Here is a 21,888-nt window from a genome sequence, read left to right as displayed (position 1 = left end):
TACGGAGGCCCGGTTCACCTGAGGGTGGGCCGGGCCTCCGGCGTGTGTACGGGCTCCAGGAAGGGCGCGAGGAGCCCGGGTACGGCCTCGGCGGCGAAGGCGAGGCCCTGGCTCTCCCCCGTGTCGTACACGTCGTAGCCGCCCGTTCCGGCCGCCGTGGTGGCGGTGAGGGTCAGGACGCCGGCGCGCCGCTGGAAGTACGACTGCTTGACGGTCCAGCCGATGACGCCGGAGCGCTGGAGGGCGACCGTCGACCGCCGGACGGTGCCCGAACGGGCGACCAGATAGGCGCCGCTGACGCCGTGTCCGAGGGCGCGGTACGCGTCGCGGGCGAAGAGCACGGCGATCGGGGTGAGGACGACGGCGCAGCCGGCCGCCACGTACAGCAGGACCGGTGTGAGGAGCAGGCCGAGGACGGCGAGGAGCGCGACGGGCCCGAGGACGCTCCACAGGGCCCAGCGCAGGCGCCGGGTGCGGGCGGCCCGGGGGTGGGCGGCGAGAGGCGCCCCGGTCGGCGGTTCCGGCTCGCTCAGGACCCGGGCGGCGACCCGCTCGGCCCGCTCCCGGGGGACGGCCGGCAGCAGGTTCTTCAGGTCGGCGTGCTTGTCGTCGTCGTCCTGGGCGAGGCCGGTGGCGACGGCGTCGACGCGGGCGGCCCCGAACAGCCGCACCCCGAGCGGCTCGACGAGCTCGATCCCGCGCAGCCGGCGCTCCTCCAGCGTGACCGACCGGGCGGTGAGGAGGCCGCGGCGGACCCGGAGGGTGCCGCCGGGCTCGCGCTCCAGGCGGTAGTTCCACCACATCTCGACCCAGAGCCCGAGCGCACCGACGGCCCCGACGGCGGTGGCGAGCAGGACCAGGTCGAGGATCATCCAGGTCACGGAGACCTCCTGGAAGCGGTCCCCTATCCAGTCGATGACCTTCCCCTGGGCGCCGAACCACTCGCTGACCTGCATGACGGCCCCGGCCGCGGCGCCGCCGAGAGCGGGGGCGACGAAGGAGACGGGGGCGTAGCGGATCCAGCGCGGGTCGAGGGTGGCCAGGGCGCTGTCGTGGCCGGTCTCCTCGGGGGCGGCGGCGCGGGCGAGGAGCTCCTGGCGGAGCCGCTCACCCTCGGTGCGGGTAACCAGGTCGAGCTCGAGGGTGGACTCGCCGCCGGTGTGCTCACCGGTGCCGATGCGGACCTTGACGAGGCCGAGGACGCGCTGGAGGGGGTTGGCGGTGAGGTCGACGCTGCGGATCCGCTCCCGGGCCAGGGAGCGCTGCTTGAGCAGCAGGAACCCGGTGTGGAGGTCGACCCGCTCGGGGCCGACGCGGTAGCGGGTGCGGCGCAGCCGGACCCAGTCGGCCGCGGTGCCGGCAAAAACGAGCAGCGCGGTGCCGGCGAGGACCCAGGCGACGGCCTGCCACAGCGGCCGGCCGCCCGCGAGACCGGCCACGGCCGGGAGGGCCGCGCCGCCGGCCACTCCGCAGAGGACGGCGGCGCCGGCGAGCAGGGTGCGCGGGTGGAGCCGCCGCCACTCCTCGCTCATGTGGCGTCCCCGGGGGTGGCCCGGGTGAGCGCGGTGAGCCGCTCGGCGAGCTCGGCGGCGAGCGCGTGGTCGAGTCCCTCGATGCGGATCGGCCCCTTGGAGGAGGCGGTGGTGACGGTGACGGTGGCCAGCCGGAAGGTCTGCTCCAGCGGTCCCCGTACGGTGTCGACCGTCTGGATCCGGGACATCGGGGCGATCCGCCACTCCTGCCAGAGGGCTCCGGTGCGCACGTAGACGGCCTCGTCGGTGACCTCCCAGCGGTGCACCCGGAACCACCAGGCGGGGAAGAACGCGGTGCAGGCGAGGCCCAGGACCGCCACGGCCCCGGCCGCGAGGAGCAGCCAGAACCGGGCGGGCCCGATCAGTGCGCCGAGCACCCCCAGGACCACCACCGGGACGGCGGTGGTCACGAGGAGCTGGGCCCGCCACCAGGTGACGGCCCGCTCGTCGACGGCGTTCCTGGGCGGCCGCAGCCGTACCGCGTTCTCCCCCGTCATCCGTCTACCGTCCGCGCAGCGAGCGGTAGGCGGCGACGAGCCCGGCGGTGGAGCTGTCGAGCTGCTCGGCTCCCTCGCCCTCCGTCAGGACCGGCTCGATCTTCTTGGCGAGGACCTTGCCGAGTTCGACGCCCCACTGGTCGAAGGAGTCGATGTTCCAGATCGCGCCCTGGACGAAGACCTTGTGCTCGTAGAGCGCGATCAGCTGGCCGAGGACGGACGGGGTGAGCGCCTCGGCGAGGATCGTGGTGGTCGGGTGGTTGCCCTGGAAGGTCTTGTGCGGGACGAGCTCCTCGGCGACGCCCTCGGCCCGTACCTCGTCGGGCGTCTTGCCGAAGGCGAGCGCCTGGGTCTGGGCGAAGAAGTTGGCCATGAGCAGGTCGTGCTGGGCGACGAGCCCGGGCAGCAGGTCGTCGACGGGGCGGGCGAAGCCGATGAAGTCGGCCGGGATGACCTTGGTGCCCTGGTGGATCAACTGGTAGTACGCGTGCTGCCCGTTGGTGCCGGGGGTGCCCCAGACGACGGGTCCGGTCTGCCAGTCGACCCGGTTGCCCTCGCGGTCCACCGACTTGCCGTTGGACTCCATGTCGAGCTGCTGGAGGTAGGCGGTGAACTTGGAGAGGTAGTGGGAGTACGGCAGGACGGCGTGCGACTGGGCGTCGAAGAAGGCGCCGTACCAGACGCCGAGGAGGCCGAGGAGCAGCGGAGCGTTCTCCTCGGGCGGGGCGGTGCGGAAGTGCTCGTCGACGAGGTGGAAGCCGTCGAGCATCTCGCGGAAGCGCTCCGGGCCGATGGCGATCATCAGGGAGAGGCCGATGGCGGAGTCGTAGGAGTAGCGGCCGCCGACCCAGTCCCAGAACTCGAACATGTTCGCGGTGTCGATGCCGAACTCCTCGACCTTCTCGGCGTTGGTCGAGAGGGCGACGAAGTGCTTGGCGACGGCCTCCTGGCCGGCGCCGAGGCCGCCGAGCAGCCAGTCCCGGGCGGAGGTGGCGTTGGTGATCGTCTCGATGGTGGTGAAGGTCTTCGAGGCGACGATGAAGAGCGTCTCGGCCGGGTCGAGGTCGCGGACGGCCTCGTGGAGGTCGGCTCCGTCGACGTTGGAGACGAAACGGAACGTCAGGTCCCGCTGCGTGTAGGAGCGCAGGACCTCGTAGGCCATGGCGGGGCCGAGGTCCGAGCCGCCGATGCCGATGTTCACGATGTTCTTGACCGGCTTGCCGGTGTGGCCGGTCCACGCGCCCGCGCGGACCTTGTCGGCGAAGGCGCCCATCCTGTCGAGGACGGCGTGGACGCCGGGGACGACGTTCTCCCCGTCGACCTCGACGACGGCCCCGCGGGGGGCGCGCAGCGCGGTGTGGAGGACCGCCCGGTCCTCGGTGGTGTTGATCTTCTCGCCGCGGAACATGGCGTCGCGGAGCTCGGCGACGCCGGTGGCGGCGGCGAGTTCGCGCAGCAGGGTCAGCGTCTCGTCGGTGACGAGGTGCTTGGAGTGGTCCAGGAGGAGGTCGCCGACGCGCAGGGTGTGGCGCGTGCCCCGCTCGGGGTCGGCGGCGAACAGTTCACGCAGGTGGGTATCGCCCAGCTGCTCACGGTGCTTGCCGAGGGCCGCCCACTCGGGCAGCCGGTTGAGCCTGGTACGGCCTTCGCTTGTCATCTCGGACATCGCCCACTTCTTCTCGTACTGCTTGTCTGCCCCGCTGCACCCCCAAACCTAATTGATCAGGGGGGTCAACGACGCGACGGCGAGCGCGAACAGCGCCGCCGCGAGGAGGGCGGGTGTGTGCGGTCCGAGGCCGGCGGCCGCGGCGCCGCCGAGGAGGGCCCCGAGCGGGGCTCCCGCGACGGCGAGGGTGCGGAAGGCCGCGGCGATGCGGCCGAGCATGCCCTCGGGGGCGCGCTCCTGCATGAGGGTCGTCTGCTGGACGTTCCACACCGTCCCCATGAAGCCGAACACCGCCATGGCCCCGATCGATACCGCGAGGACGGGCACCGTCCCCATCAGGACCAGGCAGCCGGTCTGGACCGCGCCGGCGAGGAACACGGCGCGGATCCGTCCGGTCCGCTCGGCGATCCGCCGGGCGAGGAAGCCGCCGGCGACGGCCCCCAGGGCGTAGGCGGTGATCGTGGCGGCGTACGCGGTGTTCCCGGCGGTTCCGGTCGGCCGGCCGTCCGTCACGTGGACGACGAGGGTGGCGATGAGGGCGCCCATGCCGATGTTGCAGAGGGTGGTGGCGGTGCAGAGCCACCGCAGGGCCCGGTCCGCGCGCAGGACGGCGAGCCCTTCGGCCATCTCGGCGCGGAGGGTGGACCCGGCCGGGCGGGGCGGCCGCTCGGGGGCCCCGGTGCGCAGGGAGGCGATGAGGAGTGCGGCCAAGAGGTAGGTGACGGCGTCGGCCGCGTACGGGACGGCGGGCCCGGCGAGGAGCAGCACGGGCACCGCGGGTCCGGCGAGGAGGCCGCCGGCGAGCTGCTGACCGGTCATCAGGCGGGCGTTGGCCCCGGCGAGGGTCTCGTGGGGGACGAGGGCGGGCAGCAGGGCCGTGGCCGCGTTGTCGAAGAGGGTCTGCAGGGTGGTCAGGGCGAAGGCGAGGACCAGCAGCAGCGCGATCGTGGCGTGTCCGAGGGCGACGGCGGCGGCGAAGGCGGCCACGAGTCCGGCGCGGACGAGGTCGACGGCCCACATGGCCCGCCGCTGGTCGACGCGGTCGGCGACGGCCCCGCCGAGGAGCCCGAAGAGCAGCCAGGGCAGGAAGCCGCAGGCGGTGACGGAGGCGATGAGGAGGGGGTCGTCGGTGAGCGAGGCGGCGAGCAGCGGCAGCGCGGCGGTGCGCAGCGAGTCGCCGAACCGCGAGACGACCGCGGCGGTCCACAGGCGTCCGAAGCCGCCCCGCCAGGCCGGTGCCGCCCTGGTCCCGCCCACTGTCCCCGTCGCCGCCACGGCGCCCCCTCGGTCCGTCGGTTCCCTGCCCGACCGACCGTAGGGGACGCCACTGACAGTGCCGGGACTCCGGCCGGTTCAGTGGCCGCCGCGGTGCAGCCTGCCCGTGTAGCGGGCTTCGAGGAGGGCGTTGCGCTCGTGGCCGCCGGGGATGTTGGCGGAGACGTAGACGGGCGGTTCGTGGCCCTCGGCGAGGAGGAGGGCCACGGTCTCGGCGACGGTCATCTGGACGAGGAGCGCGGAGGTGAGGGTGGAGATCCCGCACAGGGCGCCGCCGTCGGGGAGCGGGAGGACGGCGTCGCCGGTGGGGGCGCAGTTGTCGAGGACGGCGTCGGCGAGGTCGGCGAGCCGTCGGCCGCTCGCGTGGAGGGCGGGCACCGCGTGGGTGTGTGCGAGCGAGGTGAGGGCGACGAGGCGGTGTCCCGCTCCGGTGACCTTCACCGCGAGGTCGACGATCGCGTTGTTGACGCCGGAGTTGGAGATGATCACGAACAGGTCCTGCGGGCGGGGGTCGGCGAGGGCGTAGAGCCGTTCGGCGAGGCCCGGGGAGCGTTCGAGGAGCGGGTCGGCGAGGACGGCGGGGTCCTCGCCGCCGCGCAGCACCAGGTCGGCGAGCGAGAGGCGGCTGGTGGGGACGAGGCCGCCGGCGCGCCCGGCGATCTCCAGGGCGGCGGCCTGGGAGTGGCCGGTCCCGAAGGCGTGGATGACGCCGTCGGCGGCGACGCAGTCGGCGAGGAGCCGGGCCGCGCGCGGGACGGCTTCGACGTTGGCGGCGACGGCGCGCTCGACGGCGTCCCGGGCGTGGTCGGCGAACCGCGCGGCGCCGAGGTCGGGTCGAGGCAGGGCGGCGGACATGGCGAAGGCCTCCACTGGTTCGGTGAACCCTGATCTTCTGATATCTCTGAATCAATGAACCAGTCGCGGCGAGGCACCGTCAAGGGGCCCCGCCAGACGCGCGAGCGCCACCGCCCCCGCCACCCCGTCCGGCACGGGCGCGGGGACGAGGCCCCACTCCCGGACCCCGTCCGCGAGCCGGCCGAGCAGCGGGCCGCCCGGACCGACGAGGCCGCCCGTGACCACCAGCGGCTCCCCCGGAACCGGCGCCAACGCCCTGACCGTGGCGCACAGTTCCCCGGCCGCCCGGTCGAGGAGCTCGCGCGCGGGCCCGTCCCCGGCGGCCGCGGCGGAGACCACCAGAGGGCTCAGGGCGGCGAGCCGGACCGGGTGCCCCGCGTACGCGTACCGCACGACGGCCTCCTTGCTCAGCCCGCCGCAGACCTCGCCCACCGGCCCGGCGAGCGCGGTGCGCGGACCGCGGCCGTCCAGGGCGCGCAGCACCGCCCGCAGCGCCTCGCGCCCGAGCCAGAACCCGCTGCCCGCGTCCCCGAGGAGCCAGCCGTCGCCGTCCGCGGCCCGCACCGCCCTGCGCCGCTCCACGCGCGCGGCGGCGGCTCCCGTCCCGGCGATCAGGACGAGCCCGTCGGCCGGGGCTCCGGGGCCGGCGGCGAAGGCGACGTCCGCGTCCCCGTACACCGCGACCGGGGCGGGGGCGGCGCCCACCGCACGCAGGGCCCGGGTGAGCGCCGTACGGGCGCGTTCCCGGCCGGTGCCCTCTCCTCCGCCCGCGAACCCGGCCACGACGGAGCGGACCCGCGCTCCCCCGCCCTCGGGCAGGGCCTCCCGCAGGGCGTCCGCGAGGTGGCGCTCCAGGTCGGCGGGGGCCACGCTCAGCGCGTTGCCGGCGCCGCCGGCGCCCTCGCCCCGGACGGTGCCGTCCGCCACCTCCGCGACCCGCGCCCTGATCCGCGTACCGCCCGCGTCGATCCCGACCACCCACGAAGGGTCCGCATGAATCCTGGATTCGTCCATCGGTCCGCATGGTGGTTGATAGATTCACCACCCGACAAGAGCCGTGCCGGAGGAACACCGCATGATCACCGCACTGATCCGCTCCGAACTGCCCAGGATGTCCGGTTCCTTGCGCAAGGTCGGGGCCTGGGTGCTCGACGGTCCCGACCGGGTCCCCGGGCTCTCGGCCGCCGAGGTGGGCCGCCGCACCGGCACCTCGCAGGCCACCGTCACCCGCTTCTGCCGGGCGCTCGGCCTCGACTCGTACCAGGGACTGCTGCTCGAACTCGCCAAGGAACAGGGCCAGGTGAGCGCGGAGGGCCCGGAACCCCGGCCGCTCGGCCCGGACATCGGCCCCGACGACCCGCTCGACCGGCTCGTCTCGGTCGTCGCCGGGGCCGACCTCCAGGCCCTGCGCAGGACCGCCGAGAGCCTCGACCTCGACGCCCTGGACCGGGCCGCCCGGACGCTCGCCGCGGCCCGCCGGATCGATGTCTACGGGGTCGGCGGCTCCGGCGTGATCGCCCTGGAGACCGAGGCCAGGCTCTTCGGCATCGGCTGCGACGCCCGCGCCCGGACCGAGGTGCACGCGGCGGAGACCTCGGCCGCCCTCCTGACGCCCGCCGACGCGGTCGTCGCCCTCTCGCACTCGGGCGCCACCCGGGAGGTCCTGGGCCCGCTGCGGCTCGCCGTGGAGCGCGGGGCGGCCACGATCGCGGTCACCGGCGACCCTCGCTCCCCCGTCGCCCGGACGGCCGGGATCCATCTCGGCTCGACCTCCGCCGAGACCGGCTTCCGGCGCGGCGGCTTCGGCACCCGTCACTCGGTCCTGCTGATCCTGGACTGTCTCTACGCGCGCGTGGCGCAGCTGACCTACCCGCGGGCCACGGCCGCCCTCGCGCTCACCTCGCACATAGCGGACAACCACCGGTGACACACGAACGGGCCTTGCCCGCGAACCTGGTTCGCGGGCAAGGCCCGTTCGTCACACCGTCACACCACGCTTCAGATCTCGCCCCGCAGCTTGGCGAGCGCCTCGGCGAGGATCGCCTCGCCGTCGGCGTCGCTGCGCCGCTCACGCACATAGGCGAGGTGGGTCTTGTACGGCTCCGTGCGCGGCGGGTCCGGCGGGTTGTCCCGGTCCTGACCTGCCGGGAAGCCGCAGCGCGGGCAGTCCCAGGTCTCCGGGATCGCCGCGTCGCTGGCGAAGCTCGGCTGCGTCTCGTGCCCGTTCGAGCACCAGAACGAGATGCGGGCGCGCGGCGCCGATTCGCCTCGCTCGGCCTCGCCCATCGGCCCCGCTCCGACCCGGCTTCCCCGGATCGCGTTGCCACTTGCCACGGTCGTAACTCCCTGCGTGATGGTGCTCGAAGATGCCCCAGTCTACGTAAGGCCCAACGCGCGTCCAGTGATTGGAGTTACCCGTCCAACTTCATCAGCAGACCAAGTACCACAATGCAGGCGAACCAGAGCAGACCGACCACGACGGTGATGCGGTCCAGGTTCCGCTCGGCGACCGAGGAGCCACCGACGGAGGACTGCATTCCGCCACCGAACATGTCGGAGAGGCCGCCACCCTTCCCCTTGTGCATCAGCACGAGCAGCATCAGCAGCCCGCTGAAGACGATGAGGGCGATCGAGAACCCCATAACCACGGCTGGACCAACTTCCTCGGACTTATACGGACGGGGGCCGGGCACCTGCCCGACCCCCGCAAGGGTACGACGTAACTCCGCTACCGCATACTCACTGGTCGCGGAAGCGCGCGATCTTGACGAACTCGTCGGCGTCCAGCGCCGCGCCGCCCACCAGGGCGCCGTCGACGTCCGGCTGCGCCATGATCGCGGCGACGTTGCCGGCCTTGACCGAGCCGCCGTACTGGATGCGGACCTTGTCGGCCAGCTCCTGCGAGTACAGCTCCGCGAGGCGGCCGCGGATCGCCCCGCAGACCTCCTGGGCGTCCTCGGGGGTGGCGACCTCGCCGGTGCCGATGGCCCACACCGGCTCGTACGCGATCACGATCGTCTCGGCCTGCTCGGCCGGGACGTCCTTCAGACCGCCGTCGATCTGGGCCAGGGTGTACTCGACCTGGTTGCCCGCCTTGCGGACGTCCAGGCCCTCGCCGACGCAGAGGATCGGGGTCACGCCGTGCTTGAAGGCGGCCTTCACCTTGGCGTTGCAGACCTCGTCGTTCTCGGCGTGGTACTGGCGGCGCTCGGAGTGGCCGACGGCGACGTAGGCGCACTTCAGCTTCGACAGCATCAGGCCCGAGATCTCGCCGGTGTAGGCACCGGAGTCGTGCGCCGAGATGTCCTGGGCGCCGTACTTGATCTTCAGCTTGTCGCCGTCGATCAGGGTCTGGACGGACCGCAGGTCGGTGAAGGGAACCAGGACCGCGACCTCACAGGCGTCGTAGTCCTTGTCGGTCAGGGCGAAGGCGAGCTTCTGGACGTGGGCGATGGCCTCGAGGTGGTTGAGGTTCATCTTCCAGTTGCCCGCCATCAGCGGGGTGCGGGTGGTCATAAGGGGGTCAGTCCTCCAGTGCGACGAGGCCGGGGAGCTTCTTGCCCTCGAGGTATTCGAGGGAGGCGCCACCGCCGGTCGAGATGTGTCCGAATGCGTTCTCGTCGAAGCCCAGGGTGCGGACGGCCGCGGCGGAGTCGCCACCACCGACCACCGTGAAGGCCGGGGAGTCGACGAGCGCCTGGGCGACGGCCTTGGTGCCCTCGGCGTAGTCGGGGTGCTCGAAGACGCCCATCGGACCGTTCCAGAAGACGGTGGCGGCGTCGGCGAGCTTCGACGCGTACAGCTTGTCGGTCTCGGGGCCGTTGTCCAGGCCCATGAAACCGGCGGGCATGGCGTCCGCGGGCACCGTGCGGTGCTCGGTCGGGGCCTTGCTCTTGAGGTCCGGGAACTGCGCGGAGACCACGACGTCGACGGGGAGCACGAACTCCACGCCCTTGTCCTCGGCGCGCTTGAGGTACTCGAGCACCGCCGGGATCTGGTCCTCCTGGAGCAGCGAGCTGCCGACCTCGTGGCCCTGGGCCTTGAGGAAGGTGTACGCCATGCCGCCGCCGATCAGGATGCGGTCGGCGCGCTCCAGGAGGTGGTCGATGACCCCGAGCTTGTCGGAGACCTTGGAGCCGCCGAGCACGACCGCGTACGGCCGCTGGACGTCCTCCGTGAGCTTCTTCAGGACGCCCACCTCGGTGGCGATGAGGTAGCCCGCGGCGTGCGGGAGGCGCGCCGGGAGGTCGAAGACCGAGGCGTGCTTGCGGTGCACGGCGCCGAAGCCGTCGCCGACGTACAGGTCGGCGAGGGAGGCCAGGGCGTCCGCGAAGGCGCCGCGCTCGGCGTCGTCCTTCGAGGTCTCGCCGGCGTTGAAGCGGAGGTTCTCGATGACGGCCACCTGGCCGTCGGCGAGGCCCGCGACGGTGGCGGTGGCGGACTCGCCGACCGTGTCGGTCGCGAAGGCCACCTCGGCGCCGAGGAGTTCACCGAGGCGCGTGGCGGCCGGGGCGAGCGAGAAGGCCGGGTCCGGGGCGCCCTTGGGGCGGCCCAGGTGCGAGGCGACCACGACACGGGCGCCGGCGCGGGCGAGCGCCTCGACCGTGGGGACGACGGCGCGGATGCGGCCGTCGTCGGTGATGGTGGTGCCGTCGAGCGGCACGTTGAGGTCGGCACGCACGAACACGCGCTTGCCTTCGACGCCCTCGTGGAGAAGCTCGTCGATCGTCTTCATCTGTTAACAGACTCCTTGGTACGCGGTGGAGCACACAAACAGGGCTCGCACAGCGCATCGTTGCGCTGCCCGAGCCCTGCTCCCATCGAAAACCCGCCCTGAAGCTTAGAGCTGGCCGCCGACGAAGACGGTGAGGTCGACGAGACGGTTGGAGTAGCCCCACTCGTTGTCGTACCAGCCGAGGATCTTGACCGTGCTGCCGTCCTGGACCATCGTCAGGGAGGCGTCGAAGGTACAGGACGCCGGGTCGCTGACGATGTCCGAGGAGACGATCGGGTCCTCGGTGTAGAACAGAATGCCCTTGAGGTCGCCGTCGTCGGCGGCCTTCTTGAACGCGGCGTTGACCTCGTCCTTGGTGACCTCGCGGTCGAGGGTGACGACCAGGTCGGTGGCGGAACCGGTCGGAACCGGGACGCGCATGGCGATGCCGTCGAGCTTGCCCTTGAGCTGCGGGAGGACCAGGGCGGTGGCCTTGGCGGCACCCGTCGTGGTCGGGATGATGTTCTCCGCGGCGGCGCGGGCGCGGCGCAGGTCCTTGTGCGGGAAGTCCAGGATGCGCTGGTCGTTGGTGTACGCGTGGACCGTCGTCATGAGGCCCTTGACGATGCCGAAGTTCTCGTCGAGGACCTTGGCCATCGGCGCGACACAGTTGGTGGTGCAGGACGCGTTGGAGATGACGTCGTGCTGCGCGGGGTCGTACTTGTCCTGGTTGACGCCCATGACGATGGTGATGTCCTCGTCGGTGGCCGGAGCCGAGATGAGGACCTTCTTGGCGCCACCGGCGAGGTGCTTCGCGGCGTCCGCCTTCTTGGTGAAGATGCCCGTCGACTCGATGACGATGTCGACGCCCAGGTCGCCCCAGGGGATGTCGGCCGGGTCGCGCTCGGACAGCACCTTGATGGTGTGACCGTCGACGGTGATGGTGTCGGCGGTGTGGGTCACCTCGGCCTTGAGGCGGCCCAGGATGGTGTCGTACTTCAGCAGGTGTGCCGTGGTCGCGGTGTCACCCAGGTCGTTGACAGCCACGATCTCGATGTCAGCACCCTGCTCAAGGAGCGCGCGGAAATAGTTCCGGCCGATGCGGCCAAAGCCGTTGATGCCTACGCGGATCGTCACGAACCGATCTCCTCGTTAGGAACGCCGGTGTATCGACGCCGGCGAGATTTTTGTTTTTTGGGATGTCCCCGACCGCTTACGACCCTACCTCCCCGCCCGCCCGCCGGTGACATCCCGCGCAGCCGGACGAGCCCGGAAAGTGAGGGAAAACGGCCGACGGCCCGTACCTACCAACGGGTACGGGCCGCCGTGGGACCTTTGTCCCCACTACTCTCCGTCAGCGTCGGAGCACCGCGAGGGCGCGGCCGACGAGCCGTGCGCGCTCCGCCGCGCCGGGCACGTGCTCCAGGCCGTAGCCGAGGAGGACGGTGTCGCGGGTGGTGACCGCCGCCTGGGAGTGGAAGAGCGCCGAGGAGCGCGTCCAGTCGGCGGCGTTGCCGGGGCTGCCGGCCGGAGCGCCCGGCGTGGACCAGGCGCCGAGGGAGGTCTCGAAGCCCTCCGCCTCGGTGGTGGTCCCGGTGACGAGCCGGGTGTCGTCGACGAAGGCGCCCATCTCTCCCGTACCGGGGTCGGAGACGTACGAGATCGCGAGCTCGACCTTCTTGCCGGCCCAGGCGCTCAGGTCGACGGAGGCCTGCCGCCAGCCGTTGGAGGGGCCGGTGAAGGCGTTCCAGGCGCCGGTGGTGCCGGTGGGCGCGCAGCCGTCCTCGCCGACGGTGAGGTAGTGGGCGAGGAAGGGGTGGCCGCGGACGTAGTAGCCCTCGCCGCAGTCGGCCGGGGGCTCGGCGGAGGTGCCGCCGTTGGTGTCGGGCAGGGTGGTCCAGTCGTCCTGGCCGACGGTGTGGGCCTCGACGACGAGGTTGTCGTAGCCGGGCTCGGTGTCGTAGCTGACCTGGAAGTCCAGGCGCGGCTGCGACGCGGCGGCGACGCCGGTGAGGTCGACGGTCCTGGCGAGCCGGGCCCAGGTGTCGTCGGCGTGCTTGACGGCCGCGAAGGTCGAGCCCTCGGCGGGCTCGAAGGGGGTGCGGATGCCCGGGTAGTCGCCCGCGGAGGCGCTGCTCGCGAACTGCGGGAAGTCCTTGGGCTTCAGGGTGTCCGAGGTGACGGTGTAGGCGCCCGCGTTGTCGAGCGGGTTGTCGTCGGCGGCGGCGAGCGACGCGCCGGTGCCCGCGAAGGCGCCCGTGCCGGAGAAGGCGGGCGGGTTCTTGAGGCCCGCGCGGTGGTAGGCGCCGAGGTAGTACTGGGCGAAGTCGTTGGTCTCGGCGAGACCGACCTCGGTGAGACCGCCGGACTTCTCACCGGCGTTGATCAGCTTGCCGCCCTCGTTGAGGTAGGCGCGGACGGCCAGCTGGGCGGCGCCCGACGGGCGCTCGGCGCCGGTGTACCAGACGACGGTGCGGAAGTGGGAGAGCACGCCGAGGGCGTCCGGCGTCCCCTGGGTGGCGACGTCCCAGACGGCCGCCCCGCGCTTGTTGTCGGCGAGCGCCTTCACGTACGCGGCGGTGTGCCGGGCGGCGGTGGTGCCGCCCTCGTCGGCGAGGACGAGCACGTCGCCGCGGGGGCGCTCGGCCACCTTGAACGTGAAGGGGGCGGAGGCGGTGGCCCGGCCCTCACGGGTGCGGGCGGTGAACCAGACCTCGACGGAGTCGCCGGGGCGGGCGTCCTCGACCTCGGCGCGGTACTCGTCGAAGTAGAGGTTGTCGTCGCCGCCGAACGTCTCGCCGCCCTTCCAGGCCTCCAGCTCCTCGCTGTGGGTGCGGCCGCCGTTGATCCGGTACTTCAGGGTCTTGGCGCGCAGCGACTTGCGGGCGGTGACGGCGACCTCCTGCTCCCCGCCGCGGGCGTAGGAGGTGGTGAAGGTCTTCGGGGTGAGGTCGGGGGCGTCGATGCCGACCGGGGAGACGGGCCGGTCCGGGTGGGCGGCGGTCTCGGCGACGGCGAGCGCGAAGGGGATGTTCTTGGCGAACTCGGCCTGGATCAGCTTCTCGTCGTCCGGGAAGGTGAAGACGGAGGCGCAGTCGGCCGGGTTCCAGGCGTCGTTCGGGTCGACGCGGGAGGCGGTCGCGCAGGTCGACATCTCCGGGGTGAACATCTGCATGCCGTTGACGTTGGCGGCGTGGCCGTCCGCCTCGCCGTTGGTGATGTACAGCTCCGAGGAGACCTGCGGGCGGTAGCCGGGCACGGCGGAGTTCTGCGGGGTGCCGGCGAGGGCCTTGAGGGCCACGTCGTCGGGGGTGTCGGTGGCGACCTGCCAGCCCACGCCGTACAGCAGGAGCTGTGCGGCCGAGTGGTAGTTGATGCCGTACGCGAAGCCGATGCGCTTCTGGAAGGCGTCGAGGGCCCTGGTCTCGGGCTCCGACATGGCGGCCTTGCCGCGGAAGGTCTCGTCCGCCGGGTCGGGGGACGAACCCTCGTTGTCGTACCCCCACTTGTAGGCGAAGTTGCGGTTGAGGTCGACGCCGTCGCCGGGGCCGGTCCTCCCGTCGCCGTCGTTGTCGCGGAGGTTCTTCCGCCACTGCCGGTTGGCGGGGTCGGCGTGTGTGTAGTCGTAGCCGTCCGGGTTGGCGGAGAGCACGAACCACAGCTCGGTCGTGTCGACGATCCGGGTGATCCGCGGGTCCTTGCCGTAGTTGTCGAGGTAGTGGTGCATCAGCCTCCGGGTCATCTCCGGGGTGATCCACTCGCGCGCGTGCTGGTTGGACATGTACAGCGTGGCGGGCTTCGAGCCGTCCTTGGCGCGCTGGGCGCCCCTGGTCAGCTTGAGGGCGAGGATGTCCTGCCCCTTGAGGGTCTTGCCGATGGAGACGACCTTGGTCAGCCCGGGGTTGGCCCGCGCGGTGTCCAGGAGCTCCCGCTTGAGGCCGTTCGGACCTCCGTACGGCCGGAAGACGCCGTCGCCCGCCGCGGCGACCCGCTTCTCGGCCTGGGCGGTGAGGGTGTGCTCGGCGATCTCGACGCCCTGGCCGCGCAGCTGCCCGGCCTGCCGGTCGGTGAGGAAGAGCTCGACCGTCGCGGAGCCCTTCGCCGGGACCTGCTCCGTGAGTTCGTGGGCGTCCGCACCGGCGTCGAGGAGCAGGGGCACCTGCTCCTTGGTGACCTCGGCGCGCCAGACGGAGAGGGCGTCGCCGCCGTCCCGGTCGTTCGGCTGCGCTCCGGCGACGGGTGCCGCCGCCACTCCGGCGATCAGCAGTGAAGCCGCGGCGAGGATCGATCTCGCTCTGCGTCTCATGAGCCCCCCTTGCTGTTGTCTGTCACGAAGGTGAACAGACGCCAGGCTCTTGGGCGCTCATGGGCCTGTCAAGGGTGCCTCGCTGATGGACGAAAAAGCTGCCGGTGCCTCAGAAAGGCACCGGCAGCGCGGAGTTCACGGTTCCGTACGGGTGTTCCCCACGGGGGACGCGCGTACGGGCGTTCCGTACGAGGTCTCCGTACGGCGGGGGCTCCCGTCAGCCGACGAGGCTGTCGTCGAGCTCCTCCGTCAGGTTGGACTCGGTCCCGGGGATGCCCAGGTCCTGCGCCCGCTTGTCGGCCATCGCGAGGAGCCGGCGGATCCGGCCGGCCACCGCGTCCTTGGTCAGCGGCGGGTCGGCGAGCGCGCCCAGCTCCTCCAGAGAGGCCTGCTTGTGCTCCATGCGGAGCCGGCCGGCCGCGGCGAGGTGCTCGGGCACCTCCTCGCCGAGGATCTCCAGGGCGCGCTGCACACGGGCCCCGGCGGCGACCGCGGCGCGGGCCGAGCGGCGCAGGTTGGCGTCGTCGAAGTTGGCCAGGCGGTTGGCGGTGGCGCGGACCTCGCGCCGCATCCGCCGCTCCTCCCAGGCGAGCACCGACTCGTGCGCGCCGAGCCGGGTGAGCAGGGCGCCGATCGCGTCGCCGTCGCGGACGACGACCCGGTCCACGCCCCGCACCTCACGGGCCTTCGCCCCGATGGAGAGCCGACGGGCCGCGCCGACCAGGGCGAGCGCGGCCTCCGGACCCGGGCACGTCACCTCCAGGGAGGAGGAGCGGCCGGGCTCGGTCAGCGAGCCGTGCGCGAGGAACGCCCCGCGCCAGGCCGCCTCGGCGTCACAGGTGGCCCCGGAGACCACCTGCGGGGGAAGGCCCCGGATGGGACGGCCGCGGCCGTCCACCAGACCCGTCTGCCGGGCGAGCTGATCGCCACCCGCCACCACCCGCACCACGAAGCGCGAGCCGCGCCGCAGCCCGCCGGGAGCCATCACGATCAGCTCGGAGCTGTGCCCGAAGATCTCCAGGATGTCCCGCTTGAGGCGGCGGGCCGCCATCGCGGTGTCCAGCTCCGCCTCGATCACGATGCGGCCGCTCACCAGGTGCAGCCCGCCCGCGAACCGCAGGATCGACGAGACCTCTGCCTTCCTGCAGCAGGTCCGGGTGACGGGAAGCCGGGAGATCTCGTCCTTCACCGCTGCCGTCATCGCCATGGGCCGATCCTTCCATGCATCCGAAAAATACGGTCGTACGCGGCGGCCAACAGCTCCGGGTCATGCTTCGCGGAGCCGTCGGGCCCGGCCACCGGCGCCAGCTCGACCGCGGCGCCGAGCCGCTTGGCGGCATCGGCGAGGGACTCACGATCGGGCACGGCGGCCTCGTCGGCCAGCACCACGTCCAGGGCGAGTTTAGGGGCGTGTCGTCCCAAAACCTCCAAATGACGCTGCGGGGAGAAGCCCTCGGTTTCTCCGGGCTGCGGCGCGAGGTTCAGCGAGAGCACCTTCCGGGCCTTCGTCTCGGCCAGGGCGTCGAGGAGCTCGGGCACCAGGAGGTGCGGGATCACCGAGGAGAACCAGGAGCCGGGGCCGAGCACCACCCAGTCCGCGTCCAGGACCGCCGCGACGGCCTCGGGCACGGCCGGCGGGTCGTGCGGCACGAGGTGCACGGACTGCACCTCGCCCGGGGTGAGCGCCACGGTCGCCTGGCCGCACACGGTGTCCACGTCGTCCGGACGCTCCGGGTCGTGGCCCCTGACCAGGGCCTGGAGCTCCAGGGGCACGGCGGACATGGGCAGCACCCTGCCCTGGGCGCCGAGCAGCCGGCCGACCAGGTCGAGGGCCTGGACGGGGTCGCCGAGCTGCTCCCAGAGGGCGACGATCAGCAGGTTGCCGACGGCGTGGCCGTTGATCTCGCCCTTGGACTGGAAGCGGTGCTGGATCACCCGCGCCCAGGTCTGGCCCCAGTCGTCGTCGCCGCAGAGCGCGGCGAGCGCCTTGCGCAGGTCGCCCGGGGGCAGCACGCCGAGCTCCTCCCGGAGCCGGCCGCTGGAGCCCCCGTCGTCGGCGACGGTGACGACGGCGGTGAGGTCGCCGGTGATCCGGCGGAGCGCGGCGAGCGACGCCGACAGGCCCATGCCGCCGCCCAGCGCGACCACCTTGGGCTGGGCGCCGCGCCTGCGGAGCGTACGCCGCACCGTGAGGGTGGAGGTACGCCGACGGTACGGCTTCACTCGCGCCCCATGTCCCGGTGGACGACGACGGTCTCGACCCCTTCGGAGGCGAGGCGGGCGGCGAGACGCTCGGCGGTGGCCACGGAGCGGTGCTTGCCGCCCGTGCAGCCCACCGCGATGGTCACGTACCGCTTGCCCTCGCGGCGGTAGCCCGCGGCGATCAGCTGGAGGAGCTCGGTGTAGCGGTCGAGGAACTCCTTGGCGCCGGGCTGGTTGTAGACGTAGTTCGACACCTCCTCGTTGAGGCCGGTGAAGGGGCGCAGCTCGGGGACCCAGTGCGGGTTCGGCAGGAAGCGCATGTCGACGACGAGGTCGGCGTCGACCGGCAGGCCGTACTTGAAGCCGAAGGACATCACGGTGGCCCGGAGCTCGGGCTCCTCGTCCCCGGCGAACTGGGCGTCCATCTTGGCGCGCAGCTCGTGGACGTTGAGGCTGGAGGTGTCGATCACCAGGTCGGCGTCGCCGCGCAGCTCGCGCAGCAGGTCGCGCTCGGCGGCGATGCCGTCGGTGATGCGGCCGTCGCCCTGGAGGGGGTGCGGCCTGCGGACCGACTCGAAGCGCCGGACGAGGGCCTCGTCGGAGGACTCCAGGAAGACGATCCGGCGGGTGACCTGCTTGGCGTCCAGGTCGGCGAGGGACTCCCTGAGGTTGTCGAAGAACTGCCGACCGCGGACGTCCACGACGACCGCGATCCGGGCGACATTGCCCTGGGAGCGGGCGCCGAGCTCCACCATGGTGGGGATCAGCGCGGGCGGCAGGTTGTCCACGACGAACCAGCCGAGGTCCTCCAGACACTTCGCCGCGGTGGACCGGCCGGCTCCGGACATGCCGGAGATGATCACCAGCTCGGGAATGGCCGCCTCGGCGCCGTTGTCGCCGGGGGTCTCCTTCGTGCCCGTACTCACGTGTCCTGCTCCGTCTTCTCGGTCGTGCTCGTCGTGCTCGTCGTGCGTGTGGCGCTCGCTCATGCGGTGGTGCCCCCGTCGTCTTCCATGATCTCTCCTGTGGCCGTGTTCACGGCGGGTGCGGCGGGGGCCGCCCGGGCCAGGGCCACGGCGACCGCCTCCGCGGTCTTCCGGCCGAAGCCGGGGACCTCACAGATCTGCTCGATTGTCGCCTGCTTCAGCCGCTTCACCGAGCCGAAATGCTTGATCAAGGCCTGTTTGCGCGACTCCCCGAGGCCGGGGACGCCGTCCAGCGGGCTGCTCCGGATGCGTTTCGTCCGCTTGGAGCGCTGATAGCGGATGGCGAAGTCGTGAGCCGTGTCACGTACCCGCTGGAGCAGATAGAGCCCCTCGCTGGAGCGGGGCAGCACCACAGGGTCGTCGTCGCCGGGCAGCCAGACCTCCTCCAGGCGCTTGGCGAGGCCGCAGACCGCGACGTCGTCGATGCCGAGCTCGTCGAGGGCGCGGCGGGCCGCCGCGACCTGCGGCTGCCCGCCGTCGACGACGACGAGCTGCGGCGGGTAGGCGAAGCGCTTGGGCCGCCCGTCGTCCTCCGCGTCCTCCGCCGGGACCTCACCGTCGCCGGCCGGTCCCCACTCCCCCGTGCGGTCCTTCTCGGCGAGGTAGCGCTTGAAGCGGCGGCTGATCACCTCGTGCATGGACCGGACGTCGTCCTGGCCCTCGAAGCCCTTGATCTGGAAGCGGCGGTACTCGCTCTTGCGGGGCAGCCCGTCCTCGAAGACCACCATCGAGGCGACGACGTCCTCGCCCTGGAGGTGCGAGATGTCGAAGCACTCGATCCGCAGCGGCGCCGAGTCCAGGTCCAGGGCCTCGGCGATCTCCTCCAGGGCCCGCGAGCGGGTGGTCAGATCGCTGGCCCGCTTGGTCTTGTGCAGCACGAGCGCCTGCTGCGCGTTGCGCGCGACGGTCTCCATCAGGTCCTTCTTGTCGCCGCGCTGCGGGACGCGCAGCGAGACGAGGGAGCCGCGGCGGCCGGAGAGCCAGGCGGAGACGGAGTCCGTGTCCTCGGGCAGCGCCGGGACCAGGACCTCCTTGGGGACCGCGTCGCCGCTCTCCTCGCCGTAGAGCTGCTGGAGCGCGTGCTCCACGAGCCCCGCCGTGTCGACGGCCTCGACCTTGTCCGTGACCCAGCCGCGCTGGCCCCGGACGCGCCCGCCGCGCACGTGGAAGATCTGGACGGCGGCCTCCAGCTCGTCCTCGGCGAGGGCGATCAGGTCGGCGTCGGTGGCGTCGGCGAGGACGACCGCGTTCTTCTCCATGGCCCGGCGCAGGGCCTCTATGTCGTCGCGGAGCCGGGCGGCCTTCTCGTACTCCATGTCCTCGGCTGCGATCATCATCTGCTTCTCGAGCCGACGGATGTACGTGCCGGTGCGGCCGGCCATGAAGTCGCCGAAGTCCTCCGCCAGTTCGCGGTGCTCCTCGGGCGTGACCCGGCCGACGCAGGGCGCCGAGCACTTGCCGATGTAGCCGAGGAGGCAGGGCCGTCCCGCCGAGGCGGCGTTCCGGAAGACGCCCGCGGAGCATGTCCGCACCGGGAAGACCCGCAGCATCAGGTCGACGGTCTCGCGGATCGCCCACGCGTGCGCGTACGGCCCGAAGTAGCGCACGCCCTTCTTCTTGTGGCCGCGCATGACCTGGACGCGGGGGAACTCCTCGTTCATGGTGACCGCGAGGTACGGGTAGCTCTTGTCGTCCCGGTACTTGACGTTGAACCGGGGGTCGTACTCCTTGATCCAGGAGTACTCCAGCTGCAGCGCCTCGACCTCGGTGGACACCACGGTCCACTCCACCGACGCGGCCGTCGTCACCATGGTGGCCGTGCGCGGGTGCAGGCTCGCGAGCGGCTGGAAGTAGTTCGCCAGCCGCTGACGCAGGGACTTCGCCTTCCCCACGTAGATCACCCGGCGGTGCTCGTCGCGGAACTTGTAGACCCCCGGGGAGTCGGGGATCTGCCCCGGCCTGGGGCGGTAGCTGGAGGGGTCTGCCATGCTCACCACCCTACTGGCGGGGACCGACACTCCGGCCTCGCGCGCTCGTTGGCGAGACATGGCGAATCAGGTGGCGGGACGGCTGGCGGACCGGGTGTGCGTGATCACGGGCGCGGCGAGCGGAATCGGGCGGGCGACGGCGGAGCGCTTCCTCCGCGAGGGGGCCCGTGTGGTGGCCGCGGACCTCGACGAGGAACGGCTCGCGAGTCTCGACGGGGTCGTCCCCGTGGTCGGCGACGTCTCCCGCGAGGAGGACGCCCGGCGGATGATCACCACGGCGGTGGACCGCTTCGGCCGGCTGGACGTCCTGGTGGCGAACGCGGGCGTGATCCCGCTGCTCTCCGTCACCGAGGCGGAGCCCGCGGATTTCGACCGGGTGATGGCCGTCGACGGCCGCGGCATGTTCCTGACCTGCAAGTACGCGATCGAGGCCATGCTCGTCTCGGGCGGAGGGGCCATCGTGTGCACCTCGTCCATCTCGGGCGTGGCCGGCCAGGCACGGCAGGCGGTCTACGGCCCGGCGAAGTTCGTGGCCACCGGGCTGACGAAGCACCTGGCGGTGGAGTGGGCGGAGCACGGCATCCGTGTCAACGCGGTCGCCCCCGGCACCATCGAGACCGAACGCGTCGCCGCCGCGCGCGTGGAGCCGGGCGGCCCGGAGTACCTCACGGAGATCGTCCGGGCCCACCCGATGGGCCGCTTCGGCACGCCGGAGGAGGTGGCGGCGGCGATCCTGTTCCTGGCGTCGGAGGAGGCGTCGTTCGTGACCGGCGCGATCCTCCCGGTGGACGGCGGCTACCTGGCCCGCTGACGCCGCGACCCTTGCGGGCCCGCGCCGTGTGGGCCCGCGCCCGCCTCCGTGTGGGCCCGCGCCCGCCGCCGTGTGGGCAATCGTCCTGCGGGGCGGGACGGGTGGGCCCACGGGACGGCGCCCTCCAGCGGCGCCTCCGCGTTCCGCGCCTGGACCCGCACCACCAGCGTGCTGCACCCGTGGTGCGGGTCGGGGCGCGGGAGCCTCTGGCGCCGGCAAGGGCGCCGTTCCGTTGTGCCCACCCGTTCCGCCCCGGCGGAACGATTGCCCACAACGGGCGGGCTCGGCTCAGGCCGCTCGCGTCGCGCGGCGGCGCCGTATCGTCGCCGTCGCCGCCAGGGCGAGCGCCAGACCGACACCGGCGCCCGCCGCCACCGTCCCACCAGGCCCTTCCTCGACCGCGGGCGCGGGCACGGACGCGGCGTCGTAACCCCCCGCCGCCCCCTTCCGCGCATAGGCCGAGCCCGGCAGCTTGTCGCCGTACGCGCGGGCGACCCGCTCCCGGTAGGCCGTGAGGCTCGTCCCGTCGCGGCCGACGGCCCGTACCGCGTCCTCGTCCAGCGGCAGCACCTTCGCCCCCTTCTGGACGTACCACGCGTCGATCTGCGGCTCGCGGAAGACCAGGCCGCCGCGGCCCAGCTCCGCGTAACGGATCTCGTCGTCGCCGGTGGCGATGTTCACCACCTGCCAGCCGCCCGCCTGCTTCACCGTCCAGAGCGAGGCCTTCTGGCCGTCCGAGGCGACGGCCAGGCTCGCGCGGAACTCGACGCGGGCGACCGGCGCCCCGGGCTTCCCGGCGACGAAGTCCGGGGAGAGGACCCGCACCGGGACGGAGGCGCCCTCGACGCGCGGCGCGGCCGCCGTGCGGGCGAGGGCCCCGTCGCGGGCGAAGAACCGGGACAGGGTGTCCAGGGTCTGCGGCGCGGAGACGGCCTGTTCGGGGGTCGGCGCGGGCGGGAGGCCTCCGGCGGCGGCGGCCGGGAGCGCCCCGAGGGCGACGAGCGCGACGGTGGTGAGGAGGCCGGCGGCCGCGGCACGTGCGCGTGCGTTCATCGT

General features: G+C 72.6%; 19 protein-coding genes. 2 read left to right on the top strand and 17 right to left on the bottom strand.

Annotated features, from left to right (window positions below; all coding sequences use genetic code 11):
• Positions 1–14 precede the first annotated feature (14 nt).
• From IE237_RS15005 to IE237_RS14980, 6 genes are all read right to left on the bottom strand, one after another.
• Positions 15–1,532, bottom strand: a complete 1,518-nt coding sequence (locus IE237_RS15005; RefSeq protein WP_189802404.1) for a PH domain-containing protein — start codon at positions 1,530–1,532, stop codon at positions 15–17.
• A complete protein-coding gene (locus tag IE237_RS15000) occupies positions 1,529–2,029 on the bottom strand; it encodes a PH domain-containing protein (RefSeq protein ID WP_189802403.1) in 501 nt (166 codons plus the stop codon). The genes IE237_RS15005 and IE237_RS15000 overlap by 4 nt, the downstream gene beginning before the upstream one ends.
• A 4-nt stretch (positions 2,030–2,033) precedes the next feature.
• Positions 2,034–3,695 carry a glucose-6-phosphate isomerase gene (gene pgi, locus IE237_RS14995; RefSeq protein ID WP_370468179.1) on the bottom strand — a complete coding sequence of 554 codons (1,662 nt, stop codon included), beginning with the start codon at positions 3,693–3,695 and terminating at the stop codon, positions 2,034–2,036.
• A gap of 48 nt (positions 3,696–3,743) precedes the next feature.
• Complete coding sequence (locus tag IE237_RS14990) at positions 3,744–4,970, bottom strand: MFS transporter (protein WP_229842683.1); 1,227 nt, start codon at positions 4,968–4,970, stop codon at positions 3,744–3,746.
• Positions 4,971–5,048: 78 nt separating this feature from the next.
• The gene (locus IE237_RS14985; protein WP_189802402.1) at positions 5,049–5,825 is read right to left on the bottom strand and encodes a sugar isomerase domain-containing protein; all 777 of its coding nucleotides are present in this window, start codon (positions 5,823–5,825) and stop codon (positions 5,049–5,051) included.
• Positions 5,826–5,876: 51 nt separating this feature from the next.
• Positions 5,877–6,803: a BadF/BadG/BcrA/BcrD ATPase family protein gene (locus tag IE237_RS14980; protein WP_229842680.1), complete on the bottom strand. Its 927-nt coding sequence runs from the start codon at positions 6,801–6,803 to the stop codon at positions 5,877–5,879.
• Between the two features lie 97 nt (positions 6,804–6,900).
• Between IE237_RS14980 and IE237_RS14975 the strand changes: the two genes are divergently transcribed.
• Positions 6,901–7,752 (top strand): MurR/RpiR family transcriptional regulator, encoded by an 852-nt coding sequence (locus IE237_RS14975; protein ID WP_189802400.1) that lies wholly within the window; start codon positions 6,901–6,903, stop codon positions 7,750–7,752.
• A 71-nt stretch (positions 7,753–7,823) separates the two neighbouring features.
• On the opposite strand, the gene IE237_RS14970 is transcribed toward IE237_RS14975, so the two are convergent.
• From IE237_RS14970 to uvrC, 10 genes are all read right to left on the bottom strand, one after another.
• Positions 7,824–8,159 carry an RNA polymerase-binding protein RbpA gene (locus IE237_RS14970; protein WP_071891222.1) on the bottom strand — a complete coding sequence of 112 codons (336 nt, stop codon included), beginning with the start codon at positions 8,157–8,159 and terminating at the stop codon, positions 7,824–7,826.
• A gap of 77 nt (positions 8,160–8,236) precedes the next feature.
• Positions 8,237–8,467 carry a preprotein translocase subunit SecG gene (secG, locus tag IE237_RS14965; RefSeq protein WP_017238647.1) on the bottom strand — a complete coding sequence of 77 codons (231 nt, stop codon included), beginning with the start codon at positions 8,465–8,467 and terminating at the stop codon, positions 8,237–8,239.
• Between the two features lie 97 nt (positions 8,468–8,564).
• Complete coding sequence (gene tpiA / locus IE237_RS14960; RefSeq protein WP_189802399.1) at positions 8,565–9,341, bottom strand: triose-phosphate isomerase; 777 nt, start codon at positions 9,339–9,341, stop codon at positions 8,565–8,567.
• 7 nt (positions 9,342–9,348) lie between these two features.
• The gene (locus IE237_RS14955) at positions 9,349–10,560 is read right to left on the bottom strand and encodes a phosphoglycerate kinase (RefSeq protein WP_189802398.1); all 1,212 of its coding nucleotides are present in this window, start codon (positions 10,558–10,560) and stop codon (positions 9,349–9,351) included.
• A gap of 105 nt (positions 10,561–10,665) precedes the next feature.
• Positions 10,666–11,676, bottom strand: coding sequence for a type I glyceraldehyde-3-phosphate dehydrogenase (gene gap / locus IE237_RS14950; protein WP_189802397.1), 1,011 nt, complete (start codon positions 11,674–11,676; stop codon positions 10,666–10,668).
• 217 nt (positions 11,677–11,893) lie between these two features.
• Positions 11,894–14,845, bottom strand: coding sequence for a M14 family metallopeptidase (locus IE237_RS14945; RefSeq protein ID WP_189802396.1), 2,952 nt, complete (start codon positions 14,843–14,845; stop codon positions 11,894–11,896).
• Between the two features lie 217 nt (positions 14,846–15,062).
• A complete protein-coding gene (gene whiA / locus IE237_RS14940; RefSeq protein WP_073806627.1) occupies positions 15,063–16,052 on the bottom strand; it encodes a DNA-binding protein WhiA in 990 nt (329 codons plus the stop codon).
• A complete protein-coding gene (locus tag IE237_RS14935; protein WP_189802395.1) occupies positions 16,043–17,068 on the bottom strand; it encodes a gluconeogenesis factor YvcK family protein in 1,026 nt (341 codons plus the stop codon). The genes whiA and IE237_RS14935 overlap by 10 nt, the downstream gene beginning before the upstream one ends.
• The gene (gene rapZ / locus IE237_RS14930) at positions 17,065–18,036 is read right to left on the bottom strand and encodes an RNase adapter RapZ (RefSeq protein WP_189802394.1); all 972 of its coding nucleotides are present in this window, start codon (positions 18,034–18,036) and stop codon (positions 17,065–17,067) included. The genes IE237_RS14935 and rapZ overlap by 4 nt, the downstream gene beginning before the upstream one ends.
• Entirely contained in the window at positions 18,033–20,021 is a 1,989-nt protein-coding gene (gene uvrC / locus IE237_RS14925; protein WP_189802393.1) for an excinuclease ABC subunit UvrC, read from the bottom strand. Before uvrC ends, rapZ begins: the two co-directional genes overlap by 4 nt.
• A gap of 58 nt (positions 20,022–20,079) precedes the next feature.
• Between uvrC and IE237_RS14920 the strand changes: the two genes are divergently transcribed.
• Complete coding sequence (locus tag IE237_RS14920; protein WP_189802392.1) at positions 20,080–20,832, top strand: SDR family NAD(P)-dependent oxidoreductase; 753 nt, start codon at positions 20,080–20,082, stop codon at positions 20,830–20,832.
• Between the two features lie 288 nt (positions 20,833–21,120).
• Here the strand turns inward: IE237_RS14920 and IE237_RS14915 are convergent, their stop codons facing one another.
• Positions 21,121–21,885, bottom strand: a complete 765-nt coding sequence (locus IE237_RS14915) for a hypothetical protein (RefSeq protein ID WP_370468185.1) — start codon at positions 21,883–21,885, stop codon at positions 21,121–21,123.
• Positions 21,886–21,888: the final 3 nt, after the last annotated feature.

The sequence above is a fragment of the Streptomyces tanashiensis genome (genome assembly GCF_014648895.1).
In the GTDB taxonomy this organism is placed as follows: Bacteria; Actinomycetota; Actinomycetes; order Streptomycetales; family Streptomycetaceae; genus Streptomyces; species Streptomyces tanashiensis.
The sequence above is the reverse complement of the archived record's forward strand: the minus strand, read 5'-3'. Positions and strand labels throughout refer to the sequence as shown.

Coding starts and splice junctions, on each gene's coding strand:
- IE237_RS14955 (WP_189802398.1), bottom strand. CDS start 10,560: ATGAAGACGATCGACGAGCTTCTCCACGAGGGCGTCGAAGGCAAGCGC.
- IE237_RS14920 (WP_189802392.1), top strand. CDS start 20,080: ATGGCGAATCAGGTGGCGGGACGGCTGGCGGACCGGGTGTGCGTGATC.
- pgi (WP_370468179.1), bottom strand. CDS start 3,695: ATGTCCGAGATGACAAGCGAAGGCCGTACCAGGCTCAACCGGCTGCCC.
- rapZ (WP_189802394.1), bottom strand. CDS start 18,036: ATGAGCGAGCGCCACACGCACGACGAGCACGACGAGCACGACCGAGAA.
- IE237_RS15005 (WP_189802404.1), bottom strand. CDS start 1,532: ATGAGCGAGGAGTGGCGGCGGCTCCACCCGCGCACCCTGCTCGCCGGC.
- IE237_RS14975 (WP_189802400.1), top strand. CDS start 6,901: ATGATCACCGCACTGATCCGCTCCGAACTGCCCAGGATGTCCGGTTCC.
- secG (WP_017238647.1), bottom strand. CDS start 8,467: ATGGGGTTCTCGATCGCCCTCATCGTCTTCAGCGGGCTGCTGATGCTG.
- tpiA (WP_189802399.1), bottom strand. CDS start 9,341: ATGACCACCCGCACCCCGCTGATGGCGGGCAACTGGAAGATGAACCTC.
- uvrC (WP_189802393.1), bottom strand. CDS start 20,021: ATGGCAGACCCCTCCAGCTACCGCCCCAGGCCGGGGCAGATCCCCGAC.
- IE237_RS15000 (WP_189802403.1), bottom strand. CDS start 2,029: ATGACGGGGGAGAACGCGGTACGGCTGCGGCCGCCCAGGAACGCCGTC.
- whiA (WP_073806627.1), bottom strand. CDS start 16,052: ATGGCGATGACGGCAGCGGTGAAGGACGAGATCTCCCGGCTTCCCGTC.
- IE237_RS14915 (WP_370468185.1), bottom strand. CDS start 21,885: ATGAACGCACGCGCACGTGCCGCGGCCGCCGGCCTCCTCACCACCGTC.
- IE237_RS14945 (WP_189802396.1), bottom strand. CDS start 14,845: ATGAGACGCAGAGCGAGATCGATCCTCGCCGCGGCTTCACTGCTGATC.
- IE237_RS14985 (WP_189802402.1), bottom strand. CDS start 5,825: ATGTCCGCCGCCCTGCCTCGACCCGACCTCGGCGCCGCGCGGTTCGCC.